Source organism: Streptomyces sp. NPDC031265, from assembly GCF_055570295.1.
Map to the genome: position 1 here is coordinate 33,918 of NZ_JBVIHM010000043.1, position 19,743 is coordinate 53,660.

Below are 19,743 nucleotides of genomic sequence, written 5' to 3' on the forward strand. Positions count from 1 at the left end.
CCCGCCCCTCGCACCGGCTCCTGGCAGCACACCCCCCCCACTTGGCGTTAGTACACGGACGGACCACGGCAGTACACGATGGCGATTGAGATATCCGGCGGCTGGGCGACGTTCCTCAAGACGCTGAGCGGTGTGGACTTCCCGCAGGCGAACGAGGACGAGCTGCGCGAGGTCAGCCGTGAGTACCGGCAAGCCGCCCAGAAGTTCGGCCAGCTCGAAGACCTCCTGCGGGAAGTGGTCCGCCAGGTCCAGGCGGACTTCGAGGGCGAGACGGCGACCGGCTTCCTGGAGTACGCCAACCAGTTCGTCGGCGGTGACAACAGCGTGCTGGGCCATGCCAAGAAGGAGGCCGAGGCCCTGGCCGAAAACGCCTTCAAGACCGCTGCCGACGTCGAGTACACCAAGTGGGCCATTTTCGGCCAACTCGTGCTGCTGATCGCGCAGATCGCCCTCGCGCAGGCCCTGCTCTCCGTCACCGGAGGCCTCTCGGAGGCATGGCTGGCGCTGCTGGCGGCGGAGTTCCGCGTGGCGGTGATCCTGCTGGCCCGCTTCCTGATCACCCAGATCGTCCTGCAGATGATCATCGGGATCGCCGGTGGTCTGCTGCTCGACGCGGTCCTCCAGCTCACCCAGATGGGCATGGGCAACCGTACGGAGTGGAACAAGCAGTTCACGCTCGACGCGGTGAAGTTCGGTGCCATCGGCGGTCTGCTGGGCGGGCCGTTCTCGGTGCTCGGCGAAGGGCTCGGCAAGCTGCTGGGCAATCTGTTCGGCAAGGGGCTGGGCAAGAAGCTCTCCGAGGATCTGGGCGAGCGGCTGTTCAAGAGCTTCGGCGGCGGTGCGGGCCGTGGCCTGGACGACATCCTGGACGGCGGTCTGAAGAACCTGCCGAAGGGCGGCGGGCGGGGGCTGGGCAGCAGCGCGGGCAAGGGCGCGGCCGGTGCGGGAGGCAAGGGCGCGGGCGGCGCGCTGGGCGACCTCGGCGCCGGCGCGGGCGGCAGGGCCGGAGGGAACGCGGCGGGCAAGGCCGGCGGCAACCTCATCACTCCGGAAGTCGCCCGCAACCTGGGCCGCGACATCGGCCAGGCACTCGGCAGGACCGCCCCCGCTATGGGCGGGGTGACCAGGGGTGCGACCGCCGGGGCGGTCCGGGGCATGGCCGGGGAACTCGTGGTCAACGACTTCGGCAAGATCTTCGAGAAGCACCTGGGCGCCACGCTCGGGAAGACCACGGCGGGCGCTCTCGGCCGGGAGTACGGCGAGGCGTTCGTCACGAACTGGGCGGGCAAGGGCGGTTGGCAGGGGCTGACGCGGTCGCTGGGCGAGGTCCTGGAGCCGTACGCGGGCAAGCTCGGGACCACCGGGATGCAGGCGTTCTCCCACGACCTGCCGGAAGCGCTGGTGCACGGCATAGCCAAGCACCTGCCCGGCGACGCCGGATACAAGATCGGAAATCTGCTCGGCAACATCGGTTCGGACGCCGGGCACCAGGCCGTCACCGAAGGCATGTACAACCTGCTCTTCAGCCCCGAGCACGAGTTCAAGGTCACCGGTTTCACCCCGGTGGCCGGAGCCGTGGGCGGTCTCCTGGGCCATGGCGTCGCCCACGGCATCAACGCGCTGCGCGGAGCGGGCGGGGGCGGCGCCACCGTCGTCCCGCCCGAGGTGCCGGACCTCAAGTCCCCGCGTACGGGAGGGAGTTCGGGCAAGGGTGGCGCCTCCGGAGAGGGAGAAGGGGCCACCCCGGTCCCGGCCGCCGAGAAGATCGCCACCGTCTCCTCGGGCGGCACCGAAGACGGCGGTGCCGCCGCCCGCGGTGACGGCGGTGCCCGGCGCACCACGTCTGACACGGACCACACGGACCGGAACGGACCGGACGGCGGCGACGGCCAGGACGGCTCCTCGCCCGACCACGAGCGCCGCGACACCGACGCGGACAGCGAGTACGAGGAGCTCGAATACCTGAACGTGGATGGTGACGACAGGTTCGTATCCCCGGATGCGGATGACGACGGCATCGGGTTCACCGAGGGCGACGAGGGGCCCGTGTCGGCTCCCGTACGGCCCCAGACGGTCGGGGCGGGTGGCGGTGACGGCGGAGGGCCGGTCCCGGTGGCGGAGTCGCCGCGCCCCGAAACAGCCGTGGCGTCGGCGTCGGCTCCGGCCCCCGCTCCGGCCCGCGTGCCGACCGGCTCGGGCGGGCCGGACCTCCCGGGCGCCCGCCCGCAGTCACCGGCGGATCCCGGCGGCGGCTCCGGGCGGGACACCGAGGGATCCGGTCCGCAGCGCACCCCGGACGGGGCCGATGACGGCGGTCCCCGGGTGTCCGGCGGATCCGACCGGGCCGAATCGCTCGGCGAGGACTGGCCCAGCACGCCCGACACCGACCCGTCCGCGCCGGGTTCGCAGGGCCGGGGCGAGGTCCTGGACCGGGTCGAGAAGGCCCTGGCCGAGGGGGACGCGCCGGCCGCGCTACGGGAGATCGCGACCCTGAAGGACCTGGAGGTCCGCTCGCGCGCGGAGCTGGACGACCTTGGGGTGGGACTGCCGCTCGAATCGGACGGCCCCGAGCCCGTAAGGGGCGTGCGGGAGATCGCGGACGATCTGGCGCTGGCCGTACGTACCGACCCGGCCATGGACGTCTCGGCCATGGTGCGGGAGGCGCGCGAGCACCTGGCGGGCGAGCGTGCCGCGCGGACCCGCGCGGACGCCCTGCGCAGCAGGCTGGTCCGTGATTTCCTGGATGGCGCCGACGGCGCTGACGGCTCCGGCGGGCGCGGCTCCGTGGACACCGACGCCGGTTCCCGCAGATCCGGCACGGCCGCCGGAGCTGACTCCGACGAGGCGCTGCACCGACGCCTGGACGAGCTGCGCAAGGAGGGATCCGACGCTCCGGACGCCCCCGACCAGTACGCCGGGCTCCGGGAGCGTCTGGACCGCCTCCACGACGGCGGCACCGCCTACCACGGCCGCCCCGCCCGTCTGGAGGAGTTGCGGCGCGCCCATCAGGAGGCGCTGAGCGAGGAGCGCGAGCACGGGCGGCACGAGCCGCAGCCGCAGGAGCCCGACGAGGCGGACAGCACGCGCCCGGCCGGGAACGACACCGAAGCCACGCCGGAGGACCTGGCGGCCCTGGAACTGCTTGACTCCCTCGACTCGCCCGGCCCCGTTCGGGACCCGGCCGACGACGGGCCCGAGGCGGCGTCGGAGACTCCCCGGCCGCAGGGTGACGACCCGAACGAACTGGACGCGTTGCTGGACGAGTTGCCCTTCGCGCACGGCGATGGAGACGGCTTCGGCGACCTGGACCGGGCCTCACGCGTGCCGGTCGAGCTGCCGGACGTGCCGGGCGACGCGCCGATGGACCTGGCGTTCCCCGAGGTGCCTCGCGGCCGCCCCGCCGGCCGGACTGATGCGAGGGTCACGCGGGCCCTGGAACACCTCTCCTCCCAGGCCCGCAAGGCCGGTCTGGACCGGGGTGATGTCCGTGAACGCGTGGAGCAGATCAACCAGGACACCGCGGCCGGGCGTCATTCCGAGGCCGCAGCCGGGCTCCGCTCGCTCCAGCGCGACGTCGCCGTCGCCGGGCTCGACACCCGCCTCGCGGACTTCCGCCGTCACATCGACGCCGGATACCGACGCGTCTCGGAGCTCGGCATGCGCCGCAGCGAATGGCTGGGACACGCGGTCGACATCGAGACGTCGGCGCTGGAAGGCCGTCCCGCCCACGACACCGCCGCGCTCATCGACACGTACGAGCGTCGGCTGGGGGCTCTGCGGGCGGAACTGGGCAAGCGGGGCGGCGGCTCCGACGCCGACCCAGCACACCAGCCGATGGACGAGCGGGCGCTCGACGAGCGCCTGGACCGCCTCCACCGGGACCACGAGCGACGCCTCGGCATGGACCCGGACCGCAGCGACCTGTGGTCGTTGCGGCGTGGCGCCGAGATGACGGCCGAACAGGCGGCCCGGCTGGACGACGAGTACCGTGCCGAGCTCTCCCGCCTCGATGGCGCACAACGCGTCGAGCGGCTGCGTGAACTGGGCGCGGGCGAGCGTGAACTGGAGCACTGGCAACGGCGGTTGGAGCGCGACGGCCTCAGCGAGGAGCTGAGGGAGCAGTACGAGCGGCGTACGGCCGCGCTGGGTGACCGGGAAACAGAACGCCGCCTGGACCTCACGCGCACCGACGACGAGCGCGAGCAGATGCGCCTGCAACGGCGCTTCGCCGAGCTGCGCCCCGACGACGCCGGTAACACCTTGCAGTGGGAACGTCTGCAGCGCCGCCACGACCCGCTGCGCATGCGGGACGCCGAGGCGGACGCGGACCTGGCCGCGCTGCGCCGACGCCTGGAGGCGCTGGGCCCCCGCTCGCGCCCCGACGCCGACCCCGAACGACTCGGCGACCAGACGCCGAAGGAGCAGGACGAGGCGCCCGCTCCGCCGGACCGAAGCGAGGACGGGTCGGGCTCCCGTACCGAGGAGTCCGACGACTTCGACGCGCGCGTGCGCGCCGGACACCAGAACCTCGTCGACATGCCGCAGGCCGAGCGCGAGCGGTGGGTGGAGCGTTACGCGCACGCCGACGATCAGGCCGCCCGTGACCGGCTCGACCGGCAGCACGACGCCCGGGTGCAGGAGTTGCGGCGTGAGGCCGAGCTGCGTGCCCTTCGCGAGGGTGACCCCGTCGGCGCGGAGCGAACGGAACGGGAGCGCGCCGCATGGCTGTCCCGGTTCGACGAGGCCGCCGGTGACACCGAGGCCACGCGGCAGCTGATCGAGGAGTATCAGGCAGAGACCCGGGTGCTGCGCGAAGTCGGACACAACCGGCTGGACCGGGCGCTCAGGGCCCCCGATTCGCTGCGCCCGCTCAACGACCGTATCGACCAGGCTCTCGACGGTCTGTCCACCGAGGCGCGCCGGGCCGCCGCCAAGGACAGCGCGACGCTCTCGGAGCGGCTGGAGCGGCTGGGCCGGGGCCCCGGCGCCGCGGGGCGCGACCTCGGCGACGGTGTGGGCGAGGACCTGCCGCCGCGCGACCCGGACCATCCCTCGGACGGCGACGGAGACGGGGACTCAGTCGTCCGTGGGCAGGCGGACCAGGACTTCGACGACCTCATGCGGGCCCGGTTGCAGGCCTTGCAAGGACCCGGCGACGGCACGGACACGCACGACGGCGCGTCCCAGGGGCCCTCGCGTACCGGTGGCGCCGAAGGATCGGACATCGGGCAGATGTCCCGGACGAGCGAGCGGACGGGCGAGCTGGAGGAGGGCGAGGACACCCTGCGCGAGCCGTTCTCCGACGACAGCGACACCGACCCCCACACCGACACCGACGGCGCCCCGGCGTCCGCGCCCACGAGTTCGTCCGCTCCGGACGCCTCCACCACGGCCAAGGGGCGTGGCTCGGGTTTCACGTGGAACAGCCTGGAGGAGTCCGAGAGGGTCATCGCGCGCCCCCGTGACGCCGACGCCTTGGGCGAGGACGCACGCGAGCCGCTGCCGGTCCCCGATGAGCCCGAGTCCGTCCCGGTACCCGGCCCCGCGCCCGTCACCTCGGAACCGGTCACCGCACCGCCGCGGCCTCCCCGGAGCCTCGACGACCTCTCCGCCGACGTGTACGAGCGGCTGCTGTACTCGGTGCGCCGACGCTTCCCCGACCTTGGCGACGAGGCCGTACGGCAGCGGGCGAGCGAGGAGCTGGACGCCGTCCCGCGCGCGGTCCACGCGAGCGACGACCCCGGCGCCGAGCGGCCCGTGGCGCTGGCACGCGACGCGGTCGCGCCCGAGCGCCGGCCCGAGGACCTGGTCCGCTTCGACGACGGGGCCGAACTGCCGTACAACCTCCGCTCGGCGGGGCACGGCGCGCTCGCGTTCCGTGGGATCGAGCGGCTGATCGAGGAGCTGCACGCGGACCACCGCCCGGCCCCCGGCGCGCTGGAGGAGCTGCGGCGGGAGCTCGCCGACAACCCGCACACCTTCCTGCACGGCCGCCCCTTCACCATCACCACCCAGGACGGCGGTCGGCACACACTGACCGTGGAGACCGCCAACTACGGCGACTGGAGCCGCTACACCCCGCTCGGCGAAGAGGCGAAGGCCGCCGGGGACACCAAGGTGGACACGGAGGTCCGCAGCCGTCCGGGCACGGGGGACAGCAAGTCCCTCGGCGCGACACGGTCCTTCGGCGCCACCCTCCCGCTGGGCCCGGGGACCGGCACTGTCGCCCCGTACGCGTCCCTTGGTGTCACCGTGCGCCGCAAGGAACCCGCCTACCAGTACGCCTTCGAACACCGCGCCCAGACCAGCAGCACCGCCGTCGGCAAGGACGGCAGCCACGTCCACGTCGACGACCTGTACGTCAGAGCCGTCGCCGCGCCCCTGGACCGCTCCGGGCAGCCGTCCGGACCGGTGCGGGAGTCCGCGTACCGCATCACCGGCGGGCTCGCGTGGCGGGCGCCGGACAGCGCGGTGCGGCCGGTGCTCCCGGACCGGATGCCCGAACACATCCGGTTCGCCCCGGGCGACCGGCCCCGCCTGTTCGTCCCCCTCGACGTCGCTCCCGGCGGCGACCTGCACACATGGGCGCGCACCGCGTTCCCCGAGGCCGGGCCGGACAGCGCGGCCCGCCGGGCTCTCGACTCCTTCTTCTCGCCGGAGAGCCTGCGCACCCTGCTGGGACCGGCCACCGAGGCCACGGTCCTGAGCGCACCGCTCCCGGCGGACCCGGCCGGCGCGCACTGGCTGGGCGCCGCCGAGATGCGCCTGCGGCCGATGTCGGCGGCGCTCACCGCCGCGTCCGACACGACCGAGGTCAAGAAGGCCGACACCGGCCGGGTCGCCGCCGTCCTCGACCGGCGCAGCACCCAGGGCGGCAGCCTCACCGGCACACTGGGCCCGGCCGTGACCGTGCCCGGCCTGGCACAGCAGCTTCGCGTCCAGGCGGGCGGAGCGCTGACGTGGTCCACGCAGCGCGCCGAGAGCAGCTTCACCGGCAACACCGCCGAGATCGGCCGCACCCTCACCACGCGCGGTCACTCGGGTGTCTACGAGGTGCGCTACCGCGTCGAGGTCCGCAGGCTGGGGGAGGCCTGGCGCTCGCCGCGCGCCGACGGCGATCCCGCGCATCTGACCGCGTCCGTACTGATGGCGCGCGACGAGGCACGACGGCTCGCCCGCTGGCAGCGTGACCTCGGGCATGCGGACACCGCACAGGAACCCCGTCCGCCCGCCTACCTCCCCACCGCCGAACGGCCGGGCACCTTCGGGCCGCACGTGGTCGTCGCCCTCGACACGGTGGCCGCGCCCCAAGACACCGGCGGCGAGCCGGTGCGGCGCGCCTCGCTCATAGAGCGCGTACGCGACCAGGTGCTGGAGAGCCTGTGGGAGCGCCATCCCCGCCTGGTGGTACGGCCCGACCAGGACACTCCGCGCAGTTTCCGCGAGGGCCGACTCCTCAAGGACTCCGCCGAAGCCGACTACGCCAACGCGCTGCGCAACACCCACAAGCTGTACCAGGCGCTGTCGCAGCCGCAGATCGAGAGCGCCCTGGAACGGCTCACCACCACCGGTCTGCGCATCCAGCTCGACCGCGTCGGCAGGGTGGGCGACAGCGGGCTCGGCGCCGCCCTCAAGGAGTACGTCACCGTCGAGGTCCGGGCGCGCGTGCGCGGCCCGCGGTTCGCGGGGACCCAGCATGATCTGGGCGTCGCCAACAACGTCCTGTCGTCGATCCGCGCCGACGGCTCCAGCACCCGCACCCAGGGCTGGTCCGGCGGGCTGGACCTCGGCATCCTCGGCGGCGACGCGTACGGCGCGACCGCCGGACTGAGCCTGCGCCGAGGCCGCCAGCGCGCCTACGGGGCCACCTACGGGCCGCAGTTGAACCCGGACGGCGGGATCGGCAGCACCGGAAGCCAGCATCTGTGGACCTACGACCTGGACTTCGAGGTGTCGGCCCGCTCCCTGCGCCGGCCCGCCAACGCGGCACGCGTCGCCACCGGCGAACTCCTGGCCGCGGATGTGTTCATCTCCCATGGCACGGCCGATGACCTGCTGGGCGCGCGGGACTTCGGCGGACAGCTGACCCTCGCCGTTCCGGCCGCCCTGGCCGCCACCGGTGGCGCCGTCACCGAGGGCGGCGCGCCGGTGCGGGCGATGAGCGCCGAGCAGGCGCGGACGCTGGCCTCCGGGCGGCCCGTCGCCGACCGGGCGACGCCCGCACTGCTGCGAGGCCCCCACATCGTCCAGAACGTCCTGGCACCCGCCACGGTCTACCGGCACGCCCGGGAACTGCTGGCAGAGGTCTCGGGCGACTCATGGGTCTACCGGAGCGACGGCACCCCTGCCTCCCACGCGCTCGCCGAGTCCTTCGCACCCGGCCGCAACGAGGCGGACTTCACCGACGCCGCGGTGGTGGGCAAGCACGTCGGCGAGCTGTTCGGCAAGACGGCGTTCACCGACATCACCGCGTCCGTCAGCGCCTGGCCCCGGCTCGGCCGGGCCCGGGTGCTGGGCGTCGTCGACTCCGGCGACGTCACCCTGTCCGCCATCGGATCCGTGACCACCGGCGCGGGCCACTCGCTGGCCGCCACCCGGGACGCCGGCGTGACCGTGGCCGCGGCGTTCCGCGCCAAGCAGCACGACGCCCTGCGCACCACGGGCGCCTACGGGCTCTCCTGGACGCCCTACCAGCGCTCCACCACCCACACCGAGACCCACGCGCTGGGGGCCAACCCCACCCACACCGTGGCCTACAGCGGGCCCCTCGCCCTGGTCGCGGCGGACGTGGACTGGCATCTCGCCGCACGTTCCAGCCCGCGAGGTCTGCTGGCGCTGCCCACGACCGGCCCCTGGGTGAGAGCGCCGCGGGGGCGGATCGTCTCGGTGCCCGACGGCGTGCTGATCTGGATGCTGCTGGAGGAGGCCAGGGCGCTGGGGCTGTACGAGGACGGGCTCGGCGACCCGCTGCCGCACGTCCCGTTCACGGCGGGCCCGCTGGCCGCGCTCGGGTCCTTCCCCGTCGGCAGCCTCGATCTGAGCGGTGCGCTCAACCGGTTCCGGGAGCTGGTGGGCACCGGCCTGCCCCGGCACGCCGACTGGCTGGAGCCGGCCGGTCTGCTAGAGGACCAGCTCGGCAGCCTCGCCCGGCGCAGCGCCACTCTGTCGCCCAGCGGGATACGCGGCCTGCTCGCCACCTTGGAGAACGGCGGCGCCACTTTGCGCCTGACCCGTCAGAACCTCGGCTCCTCACGCAGCGCCCGCCTGACCGTGTCCCTGCGGCGCACCGCGTTCACCCCCGGCACGCTGCGGCACGACGCCGCACTGTCGGCGTCGAAGGTGACCTCCACGGCGCACACGGTCACCGACAAGGCGGCCCGGGGCACCGACGCGGGCATACGAGTCACCGAAGGCCCCACCGTCCCGGGGCAGTCGGCCCTGACCGGGATCTCCGTGGCGCTCGACGACCGCGCCGGCTTCTCCCGCTCCACCACGCTCGGCCTGACCCTGACCGAATCGGCCACCTCCACCGTGACGCACGGCGGTATCTCCGTGTCGGGCGACAGCGCGTTCTCCGTCGTCTTCCAGCTGGAGGTCGACGGCGGACGCCATCGGCTCACCAGCCCGCCCTACCCCCTGGGCACGGTCCGCGAGCACCTTCCGCTGTCCCTGGCCGTGCCGACCTCCGTCGCACCGGAGCGGCCCTCCGTGCACCATCCCTTCGCTCCTGCCGCCGTCTCCACCCGGCCGACCCTGATCGACGCGAGCACCCCCGGGGCCCTGGCCGACTGGTCCGCGCGGCCCGCGTACCGCCGGGCGAGGGAGCTGTTCGCGGCCGGACCCGAAAGTCTGGCGGTCGCCCGGATCGAGGGCATCGCCGAGCTTCGCGAGGCCGGGGCGTTCGTCCTGGACGCGGCCGGGCCACTGCCGCGCGGCGGCATCCGCCCGCCGCTGGGCACCCGGGCCGGGACCTGGACGGGGACGGCGCTGGGCCAAGGCGGCGACCCTCACCAGGGCCGCGGCGCCCTCACCCGTCCGGGCGCGGCGGCCGCCCAGGTCCACGCCGACACCGTCAGCCACGAAGTCCTCGCCGCCTACTTCCGCCAGGTGCTCACGCAGGGGCTCACCCTCGGGCTGCACGACACCGACTCCGCGCACGGCGGGTTCGACGCCACCTTGCGGTTGTTCGCCAACATCGACCTCGACAGCGCGGTCGTGGTCGCCCTCGATCCGGACGCGGGCATCGGCGGCAGCCGGCGTGCCCTGGGCAACCAGACGCACAGCGGTGACACCACCCAGGTGCACCAGCCGGGACTGACGGCGGGCCCGAGCCTGGCACCGGTGTCCGTCGCGTTCCCCCCGGGCACCGTCACCGTGTCCACACCCGGCTGGCCGGACACCGCGATCGACGGACTCACCTTGGATCGCCGTACCTCCGCCCTGACCACCATCAAGCCGCCGGCGGGCGGAGCGGTGCTGGTCCGCATGGACGTGGACTGGCGGCACGTCGCCGAGGTCACCCGCCGCACCGGAGCCGTGCCCCAGGCCGTGCGGAACCTCCTGCCCGACCACATCAGCAGGCGCGTCGGACCGCCCGCCGCCGCCGAGCACACCGTGACGGCCGGCATCCACGTCTGGGTCTCGTACGACCTCGCGAGGCGGCACGGCCTGCTCACGCCCGAACTCGACACCGCGTCCACGACGTTGAAGAAGCAGACCAAGGCGTTCACCGAGGCCGCGAAGGCGGAGGCGGCGACAGTACGGTCTTTGCGCGACCTGACGGCCGAAGTCACCCAGGCCCGCGCCGGCGTGGAGCGCGCCTGGCGCGAAAGCGTCACGGACGACGACACACCGGACGCGATGGCGCCGACATCGTCGGCGGCATCCGCCGCGACCGGTCACGACACACTGCCCGCCGCCGTGCGTGCGGCGGCGGCACGACTGGCCTCGCGCGAGGAACGGCTCGCCGAACTCCAGCAGCAACTGGCCGACCGCCGCCGCGACCTCGCCTCCGCCCAGACCCGCCTCTCGCGCGCCCGGACCTGGGCCGACGAGACGCTCCTCCACCACAGCCGCCCGCCGGCCCAGCGCACCGGCGACGCGCCGGCGCCCTTCGACGCCGACGCGGTACTCGACGGCATCGTCGTGGCGCAGCCCTCCGACCACGACCTGGCCGACTACCCGCTGCCGGCACCCGGCCCGCAGCAGTCGGCCGGTCCGGCGGCCGCTGACCCGCTGACCGCGCCGGGCCCGCTCACCGAAGCCGAGGTGACCGAGGCCGTGCGGCCCTGGTTCGCCGAGCACCGCGCGACCCTGGACCCGCTGATGGTCCGCACCGACCTGACGGACGGCGCCGTACGCGAACGGGACAACACGCGGGCGTGGGCCCGCACTTGGCGCGCCGCCGACACCCGCTACCGTGCCGCGCTCGCGGACGAGCAGGCCGCCCGGGGGCGGCTGAGCCGTGCCCACGGAAAGACGCCGCGCGTTTCCGCGGAACGCCAGTGGCGTGCCCTGGAACCCGTACGGGAGGCGGTACGGGCGTACGACGAGGTACGCGAGCGCCTGGACCTCGCCCGGTCGGAGGCAATCGCGGCCCGCGCCCGGTTCCTGGCGGCCAGGGACGCCGCCCGGATCGCCGCCGACACCCCCCGCACGGCGCCTGGTCCGGCCCCCTGGCGTCCCGACCCGATGCCCGCCACGGCCCGCACGGCAACCATCGATGAGCCGCGCCGGTATACGGCCCTGCTCGCCGACCCCGAAGGGCGCCCGCTCACCCTGCTGTCCCCGGACGGAGAGAGGGTCCTCGACATCGTCGAGACGCCGGCGGCCGAGCCCGGCAGCGGCACCAGCTTCCTGCGCTCGCTCGTCCACGCCGTGGACACGACCGCTCCCGACCTGCTCGACACGCGCGGACTGCGCGGCAACGACCTCACGTCCACCGTGCGCGCCGTCGCCCACGCCATGGCCGACCAGCTGCTCCCCGATGGCGAACTGAGCATCTGGCAGCGGGAGTTGGCGGACACCATCGCGCCCGGCCCCGCCGACCGGTTCACCGCGCAGGACCTCGACGCCGCAGGCATCACCCTCACCGCGGCCGAGCGCCAGGAACTGGCCGCCGCGCACCACCGCCTGCCCCGCGCGCTCACGCTCACCCCCGAGCAGCGGCTCGCCCTGGCCCGGCTGAACCTGCTGCGCCCGGGAGACGGCCGGGTGGGCGACCGCGTCGACGCGGGCTGGAACCACGCGGCCGCCGACCTGCTGCCCGTCCTGGCCGCACGCCTGCTGGGGCTGAACCTCACCGTCGTACGCGGAGACCTCGGCCACCAGACGTTCACCCCGCCGGACCGGCTCACGCCGCTGGAGGTGACGCTGCACGTCCAGGACCACCAGTACCGGCCCGCGCTGGGCCGTATCGACACCCAGGCGGCATCGCGCGAGGGCGACACCCTTGTCCTGGCCGATGGGAGCAGGTATGTGCTGCACCCCGGGGATGCTCCGCATCCTGGCGCCGGAAGCGAGGATGGCGGCCTGTTCGAAGCGCTCGCCATTGCGCACGGCCGTGGGGAAGGCGCCGGGGACCTGCGGGCCCGTGCCCTCGACGGTCTGCCGCGGGAGGTCGTCGAGGAGTTCCCCGACCTCGGTGAGGACGTGCTGCGCGGCCATCGGTTCACCGAGGACGACCTGGCAGCCGCCGGGGTCGCCCTCGACGGGACAGGGTGGCGCCGCTTCACCGAAACGGGAGGCATGCTGCCCGAGGACACCGTCCTGGGCGCCTCCGCGCGGAGTGTGCTGAGCCGACGCCTGTTCCCCGGAGCGGGCACCACGTTCACCGAGGATGAGCTCCGGGCCGCCGGACGGGAGCCGGGCGCACCCTTCACCAGGGGCGCGGACCCGCAGTCCTCGACCTCGTCCCTGCCCTCCGGCCACTACGCCCTGACGCCCGCCGCCCACGCCCGCCTCTCCGACAGCGAGCGTGCCGCCCTCACGGCCCTCGTACTGCACCGGCCCCACACCTCGGCCCCGCCCGCCATGCCCCGGCTCATCCATGAACTGGCCGTCCGCGCGGTCGGCGGGCTGCGGGTGGTGGACCCGGACGGCCACGTGCGAACGTACGGCACCCCCACGGCCGCGTCGCCGTTGCTGTACCAGGACGGCGACCGCTACGTCGCGGCCCTGCCGGCCACGGACGCGGCCGAAGCCCCGCGCCAGGGAGGCCGGTTCAGCTCGGCGGCGGACACGCTCCTCGTGGCCCTGGCCCTCAACAGCGACGCACCGGCGGCCCTGGCCGCCCCGGACGCTCAGGAGCAGACGTTCCAGGGCTACGAGCACGTCGAATCCGAATTCCGGCTGGGCACAGCGGCGTTGATCGAGCGCCTGCTGATCGAGCGCATCCGGGACGAGCACGCCGTGGAGGCGGTGGTGAGCCTGGGCGGTGGCGGCGGAGTCTTCGCCTACCGCCCCCAACGGCCCCTCCAGGACCTGGACCTGCGGCTCAGCCTGCCGGACGGCATCGACGCGGCACAGCGCCAGCAGATCTTCGCCACCGTGGCGCAGCTCGTCAATCCGGACGGAGGCGCCCAGGCGCCGGCGAGCACGGTCAAGGGCTGGTTCGGCGGGGTCGAAGTCAGCGTGACGTTCGGCAAGGTCCCCACGGACCAGCGCCGGCTCAAGCTGGCCGGTGACGAGACGCAGACCGTCCCCGTCACCGCTGTCTCGGCACCGCGTCTGCTCAGTGACAAGATCGTGGCGCTCGCGAACCGGAAACTGGCGGCGCCCGGGGAGGGCACGCAGGGGCAGCGGCCCGAGGACGAGCTGACCGAGAAGCGCAGGCGCGACGCGCTCGACATCCTCGCCCTGACCGACAAGCTCTCCGAGGACCTGCCTGCGGAGCGCAAGGTGGCGACCGCCCTGGCACAGGTCGGCGAACTCGGTGACGAGATGTCGCCGAAGTACCAGCCATTGAAGAAGACCGCGTTCGACCAGGCCGCGAACCAGTTGAAGAGGGCCATCGAGAAGGCGGCCAAGAGCGGGCAGGCGCAGACCGACTTCGTCCCGGCGGACTGGAGCACGCTGCGGGAGATCGGCAACAACCTGCCCTCGGCGGCCCGCAAGGCAGCGGCACCCCGGGGGCAGGCACAGTCCCGTGGGCAGTCCAGCGGTCAGAACCGGCCCCAGAACCCGGCTCAGTCCCACTCCCCGGCCCAGGCCGAAACCCCGTCCCAGCCGCCGCTCCAGGGCCAGGATCACAGCGGGCCCGATACCGAAGGGAGCCAGAAGAACCCCGCCGTGGCGGCGGCGGAGTCGGAGCGGGTCTTCGTCCTCGCGGACGGCCGCAAGATCCCCTACGCCAGTGTGCAGCTGTTCGAAATCAGGGACGCGCAGGGGGAGTTCCTCGGCCACGCCTCGCACAGTGCCGACGACTGGGCCCGGCGGGAGGACTTCTACCACCGCTTCCGTACGACCACCGACTCCTTCCGCCACTACCGCGTGCGCGAGGGCGCTGACCGGGCCACCGCGTCGCCGGACGGCACGCAGGCAGAGGAGCGACTGCCCTGGCGGCCGGAGACATCGGGCACGGACACACCGCGCCCGTACTTCTTCGACGCGCACGGCGCCAAGGATGGAGTGGTGCTGCGGTTGAAGGCGGACGCCGATTTGAGCAGTGCGACGCCCGAGTCGCAGAAGGTGGTCGTCGACGGCGCTCAGTTCGGCCGTTTCCTCACTTCTCTCACCCAGGGACCGGCCGAGCGGGGCGACATCGTCCTGGTGGCGTGCAAGACGGGGCAGACGAACGACGGGAACAGCGTGGTCGCCGAGGTGGCCAAGGCGGCACCCGGGCGCCGTCTCTACGCGCCGGACAGCGACGTGGGCCACTCCCCGGCGATCGAGGGGGAGGCGCCGGACGGAGGCGTACTGGCACTGCTGGCCCGTGGCGAGGACGCACGCGGGCGATGGGTCACGGCGTATGCGCCCGGCACGGACGAGGCGTCGGCCCCGGCTGCCACCGGTGCGTCGTCGCGACTGGAGCAGCCGGTGGCGACCGAGCGGGCCGCAGCCGTCGCGCTCCAGGCCGAGGGCGACACGCGTACGGGCGTACGGGAAAGGAGCGCGGCCCCGGGCGAGTTCACGGTGAATGCCGATCGCGAGGGGGATTTCGCGTCACGCATTTACGACGGGCTGCAGGGAACGATCCTCGAACATGAAGAGATAGCGACACTCCCCGGCGAAGTCGGGTACTACACGAGCCCCGAGGCAGAGGTGGGCGCGCCGCTCGGTATGCGTTCGTCTTTCCCCGTCACCGAGTCGTCGCAGGCGGCACCGGTGTACACGGGCCTCGCCGACACGCCGTTCCGGCTTTCGGATCTCCAGCTCTACACGCCTCGGTATAGCGGGAACCCTCCTCCGCGCTATCACGCGTCCCTGGCAAACGCGGAAGACCACGCCGCGATTCGCAGGCTCTACGAGCACGTCGATCTGGACGACTTCACCAACTTCGGCAGCTCTGCTCACCTCACCATCATCGAGGCGAATGTCGGCCCCCAGGGCGGGCTCCTCTTGCGTACGAGAACGGGCGGGGCGGTGGAGCTGGCCCGCGAGCAACTCGCGCACGTCGTCGAAGCCCTGGAACCCGAGCGAATGGGGTCCGTCGTTCTTGTGACAGGCAACGGGATCCTCTGGCACGCCAGTCTCCTTCTCCAGCAAGAGGTGGTCCTGCCGAGCGGCAGGAAGCGGTTCCTGATGGCTTTCACCGACAGAGGATGGGAAGGCATCCTGAGGAACCACTTCGACCGCCGTCGCTATTCCAGGCACAGTGCCGTCAGCGCGGTTGCCCCCCAGGTCGGCAATCCCAGCTCCGGGCATACGCCGCTGCACCTGCTGCCCACCATCGACACGGGGCAGATACGGGTCGCCGATCCATCATCCGACCCCGTGCCGCCCCCCGCGCAACCTTCGACGTCCCGGGAGCGTATCCGTGCAGCCCGACGGATCTTCATCCGTACGCCCTTGGGGGCCGAGCAGACCGCATGGGTGAAGGAGACCACCGAAATGGTCATGGGCAGCACTGCCGGATCGGACTTCTCCCAGAAGGGGCGATCCGCACACCAGGTCACTGTCAGCCAGCCGCGTAGTTTCACCGAATCTCGCCAGGCCCAGTCGCTGCGCCACGTTTCCATCAGGCTGTGGAACGCGCTCGGCCATCTCCATCAGCAGATGCAACACGGCGCGAACGGAGAGAAGTTCAAGAGAGAGGTCGAAGTGCAGGGGGCGCTGGTCAATAACCGCCTGGTCTTCGCCACCAACCTCGACCGCTCCGTCGAATGGCTCATCGAAGGTGCGGAGCAGGCCGGCGGGTTCTGGAACCTGCTGCACTGGTCGCCCGACCATCGGTACCTCCTGGGTTATACCGCTGCTGACCGAGCCGAGACTCTTGCGCGCTCGAGCCGCGCCCTGAACAAACTCGCTGCTCAGGTGTCGGGCATGGACATCGAGGAGGACGGCGGTCCACTCCAGGGGAGGAATGCCGTCATAGACACCCTCCGAGCGATCCAGGACCACGGCGAGAACGCACGCGTTCACGCCGTGGCGACCTCAGAGAAACCGGAGGCCCTGCGCAGGTTTTTGATGGATGAGGAATACGCGGGTGGGGTGATTCTCGTCATGGGGCCGGACGGGGCCCACGACTGGGCAAGCCCGATGCACGCGGAGCAGAAGCTCCTGCACCTCCTGTCGCGGGCTCAGGTCACGCCCCAGGACGTTCCGTCGTCGGTCGTCATTCGTGGCCAGAAACGTCCCTGCGCGGCTTGCTGGCTGGCTCTGACGAACTTTCAGGAGCAATGGAACACCACAGCGGGGCATAGCGGACACGGCATCGAATTCAACGACCGCGTCGGAAACTTCTTCCAGCAGTCACTCCACACACTTGCCCGTCACTTGCCGCACCTGGCACGCAACGCCGAGGCCCTGGACGGGCAGCTGCGGAAAGAGTCGTTCATCTCCGCATATTCGCACCGGTCGGCGGCATCGGTTGTTGGTCGGAGTTCCGCAGGCGATGCTCCGAGCTCGGGGGAAGGGACCCGGTCCTACGAGACGGCATCCGAGAGCGAATCGGAGTGGGTGGAAGAAGTTGTCGAGCCGACGGGAAACAGCATGCACACCGCCTCGATGCCGCTGGCTCCTCGGCAGTCTGTTGCGACCAGGCAGCCTGGGAAACTGGACGAACTTGCCATGGAGTACCAGTGGAACGTCCTGGCTGTGATGGGCAACGACGATCTCCGGACCCGCGCACAGCGAATCTCGCGCGAGAACACCTCCGCGCAAACCGGGTACTCCCTGTTGGTGTGGAGCGTGATGAAGAACACCGTTCGCGGAAGTCAGGAGGTGGGCCTGAAAGCCCAGTTCGCGCGCTTCCTGGGCGTCAGCAATGCGGCTATCACCGGGTGGATGAACAGTGATTTCGTCGAGCAAGTGATGGAACCCCATTTGGTCCTGCACGAGCTGAGTGTCCAGGATCGGTACACGCTCGTCGAGGCGATGGCACCGGAATTCATGAAGACATGGACCGAGTATCTGCGGCGGAATGAGCGGATGCCTTTTGCCGCGCTGGCCGAACTGGGTGGCGCCGATTTGATCAACGCGCTTACCGAGATGCGGAACAGGGATCCTGCGGCAGCCTCGCACCTGGAAGAGTTCCTGGCGCTTGAGGCGGGTTCTATCGCGCGCCTGACCTAGAGAAATGTAATGGCCCGGCTTCCCGCCGCCCGGCGGGAAGCCCGTAAGGAATGAGAGTGATGGAGAGAAACCTGTTCGGATCCGCAGGGCCGGAGCACGCCTCCGGCCCAACGGAGCCCCAGTACCGCGGCGGTGACGGCTCCGGCCTGGACGAGGAGGCGCCCGCCGGGGCCATAGGCGCTCCCGCCCGGACCCAGGCAGCGGGAGGCAGCGAGGGCGGTGACGGCGGACGGCCGAGCCGCCCCGGCACCCTCGGCCGGGACCCGGAGCCAGAGGCCGAGGGGGTCCCGGAGGCTGAGGTTCAGGCCGAGACGCAAGCTGTGACCGCGGCGATCGGTGCGCCCGAAGTGGCAGGCGGAGCCACATCCCCGGCGGTGACGCGTGCGGCGGCACCGGATCGGACGGGCGCAGCCTCCCAAGCAGCCTCCCAAGAGGCAGAAGCGGAGAGGGAGACAGGGACGGCCTCTACCGCCGGCGAGCCCCCTGCCGAGTCGGCCGGCACAGAACCGCCCACGGAACCGCGTGCCGCAGCGAGCGCTGCCGCCGAAGCCCCGGCGGCAGCGGGCGGGCCCCTCCCGATAGCCGTCGCAGCGAACACCGCGCCCGCCGCCTCGTCGGCCGTCCGGGCGGCCATCCGGGCCGACGGGGGTGACGGGGCCGGTGACGGTGACGAACCGGGCAAGGGCGGCCCAGGCGTGGCGGGGCGCGTTCCGCGGCCCATGCGCATCGCCGCGGCCTTTGCCGGAGCGGCCCTCATCGCCACGCCGTTCATCGTGGCGGGACTCCAGGGCGGTGACGACGGTCAGGCGGCACGCCGCGAACAGGCGGCCGCGTGGAACGGCGGTAAGGCGAAGGACGGCTTCGTCCCGGGCACCGACCCCCAGCAGCGCGGGGACGAGATCGGTTCGGCGCCGCACACCGGACAGGGCGGGGGCGGTGACCAGCGGGGCGGGACCGGCACGGGCGGTGGCGGCGCCGGTGACGGTACGCGGGCGCTCGGTGGCGTGCCCGCCGGGAGCGGCGTTACGGGTGACCACCCCGCAGGGCAGTCGAAGTCGGAGGCCGGCACCGGTAGCGGGGGCGAATCCCGGACCCAGACGGGCGGGTCGCCCTCCTCTCAGCCCGGTGGCGGCTCGGGAGGAACCAAGACATCGGGCTCCAGCGGGTCCAGGGGCGCGGTGGGCCAGAGCCCTGGCACGGTGTTCAGTGCCATCGCCGGACCGTACTGCTCGGGTCCGCAGCGCTTTCAGATGCATGACTACGTCAGCGACAAGCGGACGGGCTGGTCCAGCTCGACCGGTGGCTACAAGGGCTCGGGCTGCGACGGGCGGTATGTGTCGATGCCGATGTCCGGTGGTTCGGGGGACGGTGCCAACTCGGTCAACTGGCTCTTCGACACCTCGGCCGACGCCAAGCAATGCCGTATCTCCGTCTACATTCCGCGCAGCAGTGACGTGATGAGGGTCGGCGGCACCGCGACGTACTACAGCGTGTACCGGGCTTTCACCCCCAAGAGCAACAACCTCGTGGGGTCTTTCTCCATCAACCAGGTTTCCCATCAAGGAGGTTGGTACGACGTCAGCGGAACGTTCCCGGTCGGCACCAGGAAGATCTCGGTGATGATGCACGATCGGGGCACGAACAAGAAGGGGTCCACCAAGACCTACGCCCATCACGCGGCGGCCGCTGTCAGGGTCAACTGCACGGGGTGACACCCGTACCCTGGGCCGGCCCGGAGGTGCCTTCGGGTCGGCCAGGACCGCACGCGGTGGTCCCGACCGAAGCTACGCCCGCGGTCATCGCGGCCGGGACGAGGCATCGCCGGGCCCCGCTGGTGCCTGGTTGTGGAGTGGGGCCGGGACCACGGGTGTAAGTAGTTCCGATACACGGCTAGGGCGTGTTTCGAAAGTAGCGTCGTCCGCCCGAAGGGCGGGCCCGGCGGCGTCTGGTGTGTGCGATCGCAAGGCGGAGGGTTGCCCCGATCACTGGTGTCTTTGGGTGAGTCCTCCC

2 protein-coding genes are annotated in these 19,743 nt (G+C 72.4%); both read left to right on the forward strand.

Features of this window, described 5'->3' with window-relative positions; genetic code table 11:
* Positions 1–78: 78 nt before the first annotated feature.
* Entirely contained in the window at positions 79–17,733 is a 17,655-nt protein-coding gene (locus ACZ499_RS37305) for a WXG100-like domain-containing protein (RefSeq protein WP_468681296.1), read from the forward strand.
* Between the two features lie 719 nt (positions 17,734–18,452).
* A complete protein-coding gene (locus ACZ499_RS37310; RefSeq protein WP_468681298.1) occupies positions 18,453–19,445 on the forward strand; it encodes a hypothetical protein in 993 nt (330 codons plus the stop codon).
* The last annotated feature ends 298 nt before the right edge of the window (positions 19,446–19,743 follow it).

What these genes read in the sequence shown, in the direction of transcription:
- ACZ499_RS37310 (WP_468681298.1), top strand. Translation starts at nt 18,453, where the DNA reads ATGCGCATCGCCGCGGCCTTTGCCGGAGCGGCCCTCATCGCCACGCCG.
- ACZ499_RS37305 (WP_468681296.1), top strand. Translation starts at nt 79, where the DNA reads ATGGCGATTGAGATATCCGGCGGCTGGGCGACGTTCCTCAAGACGCTG.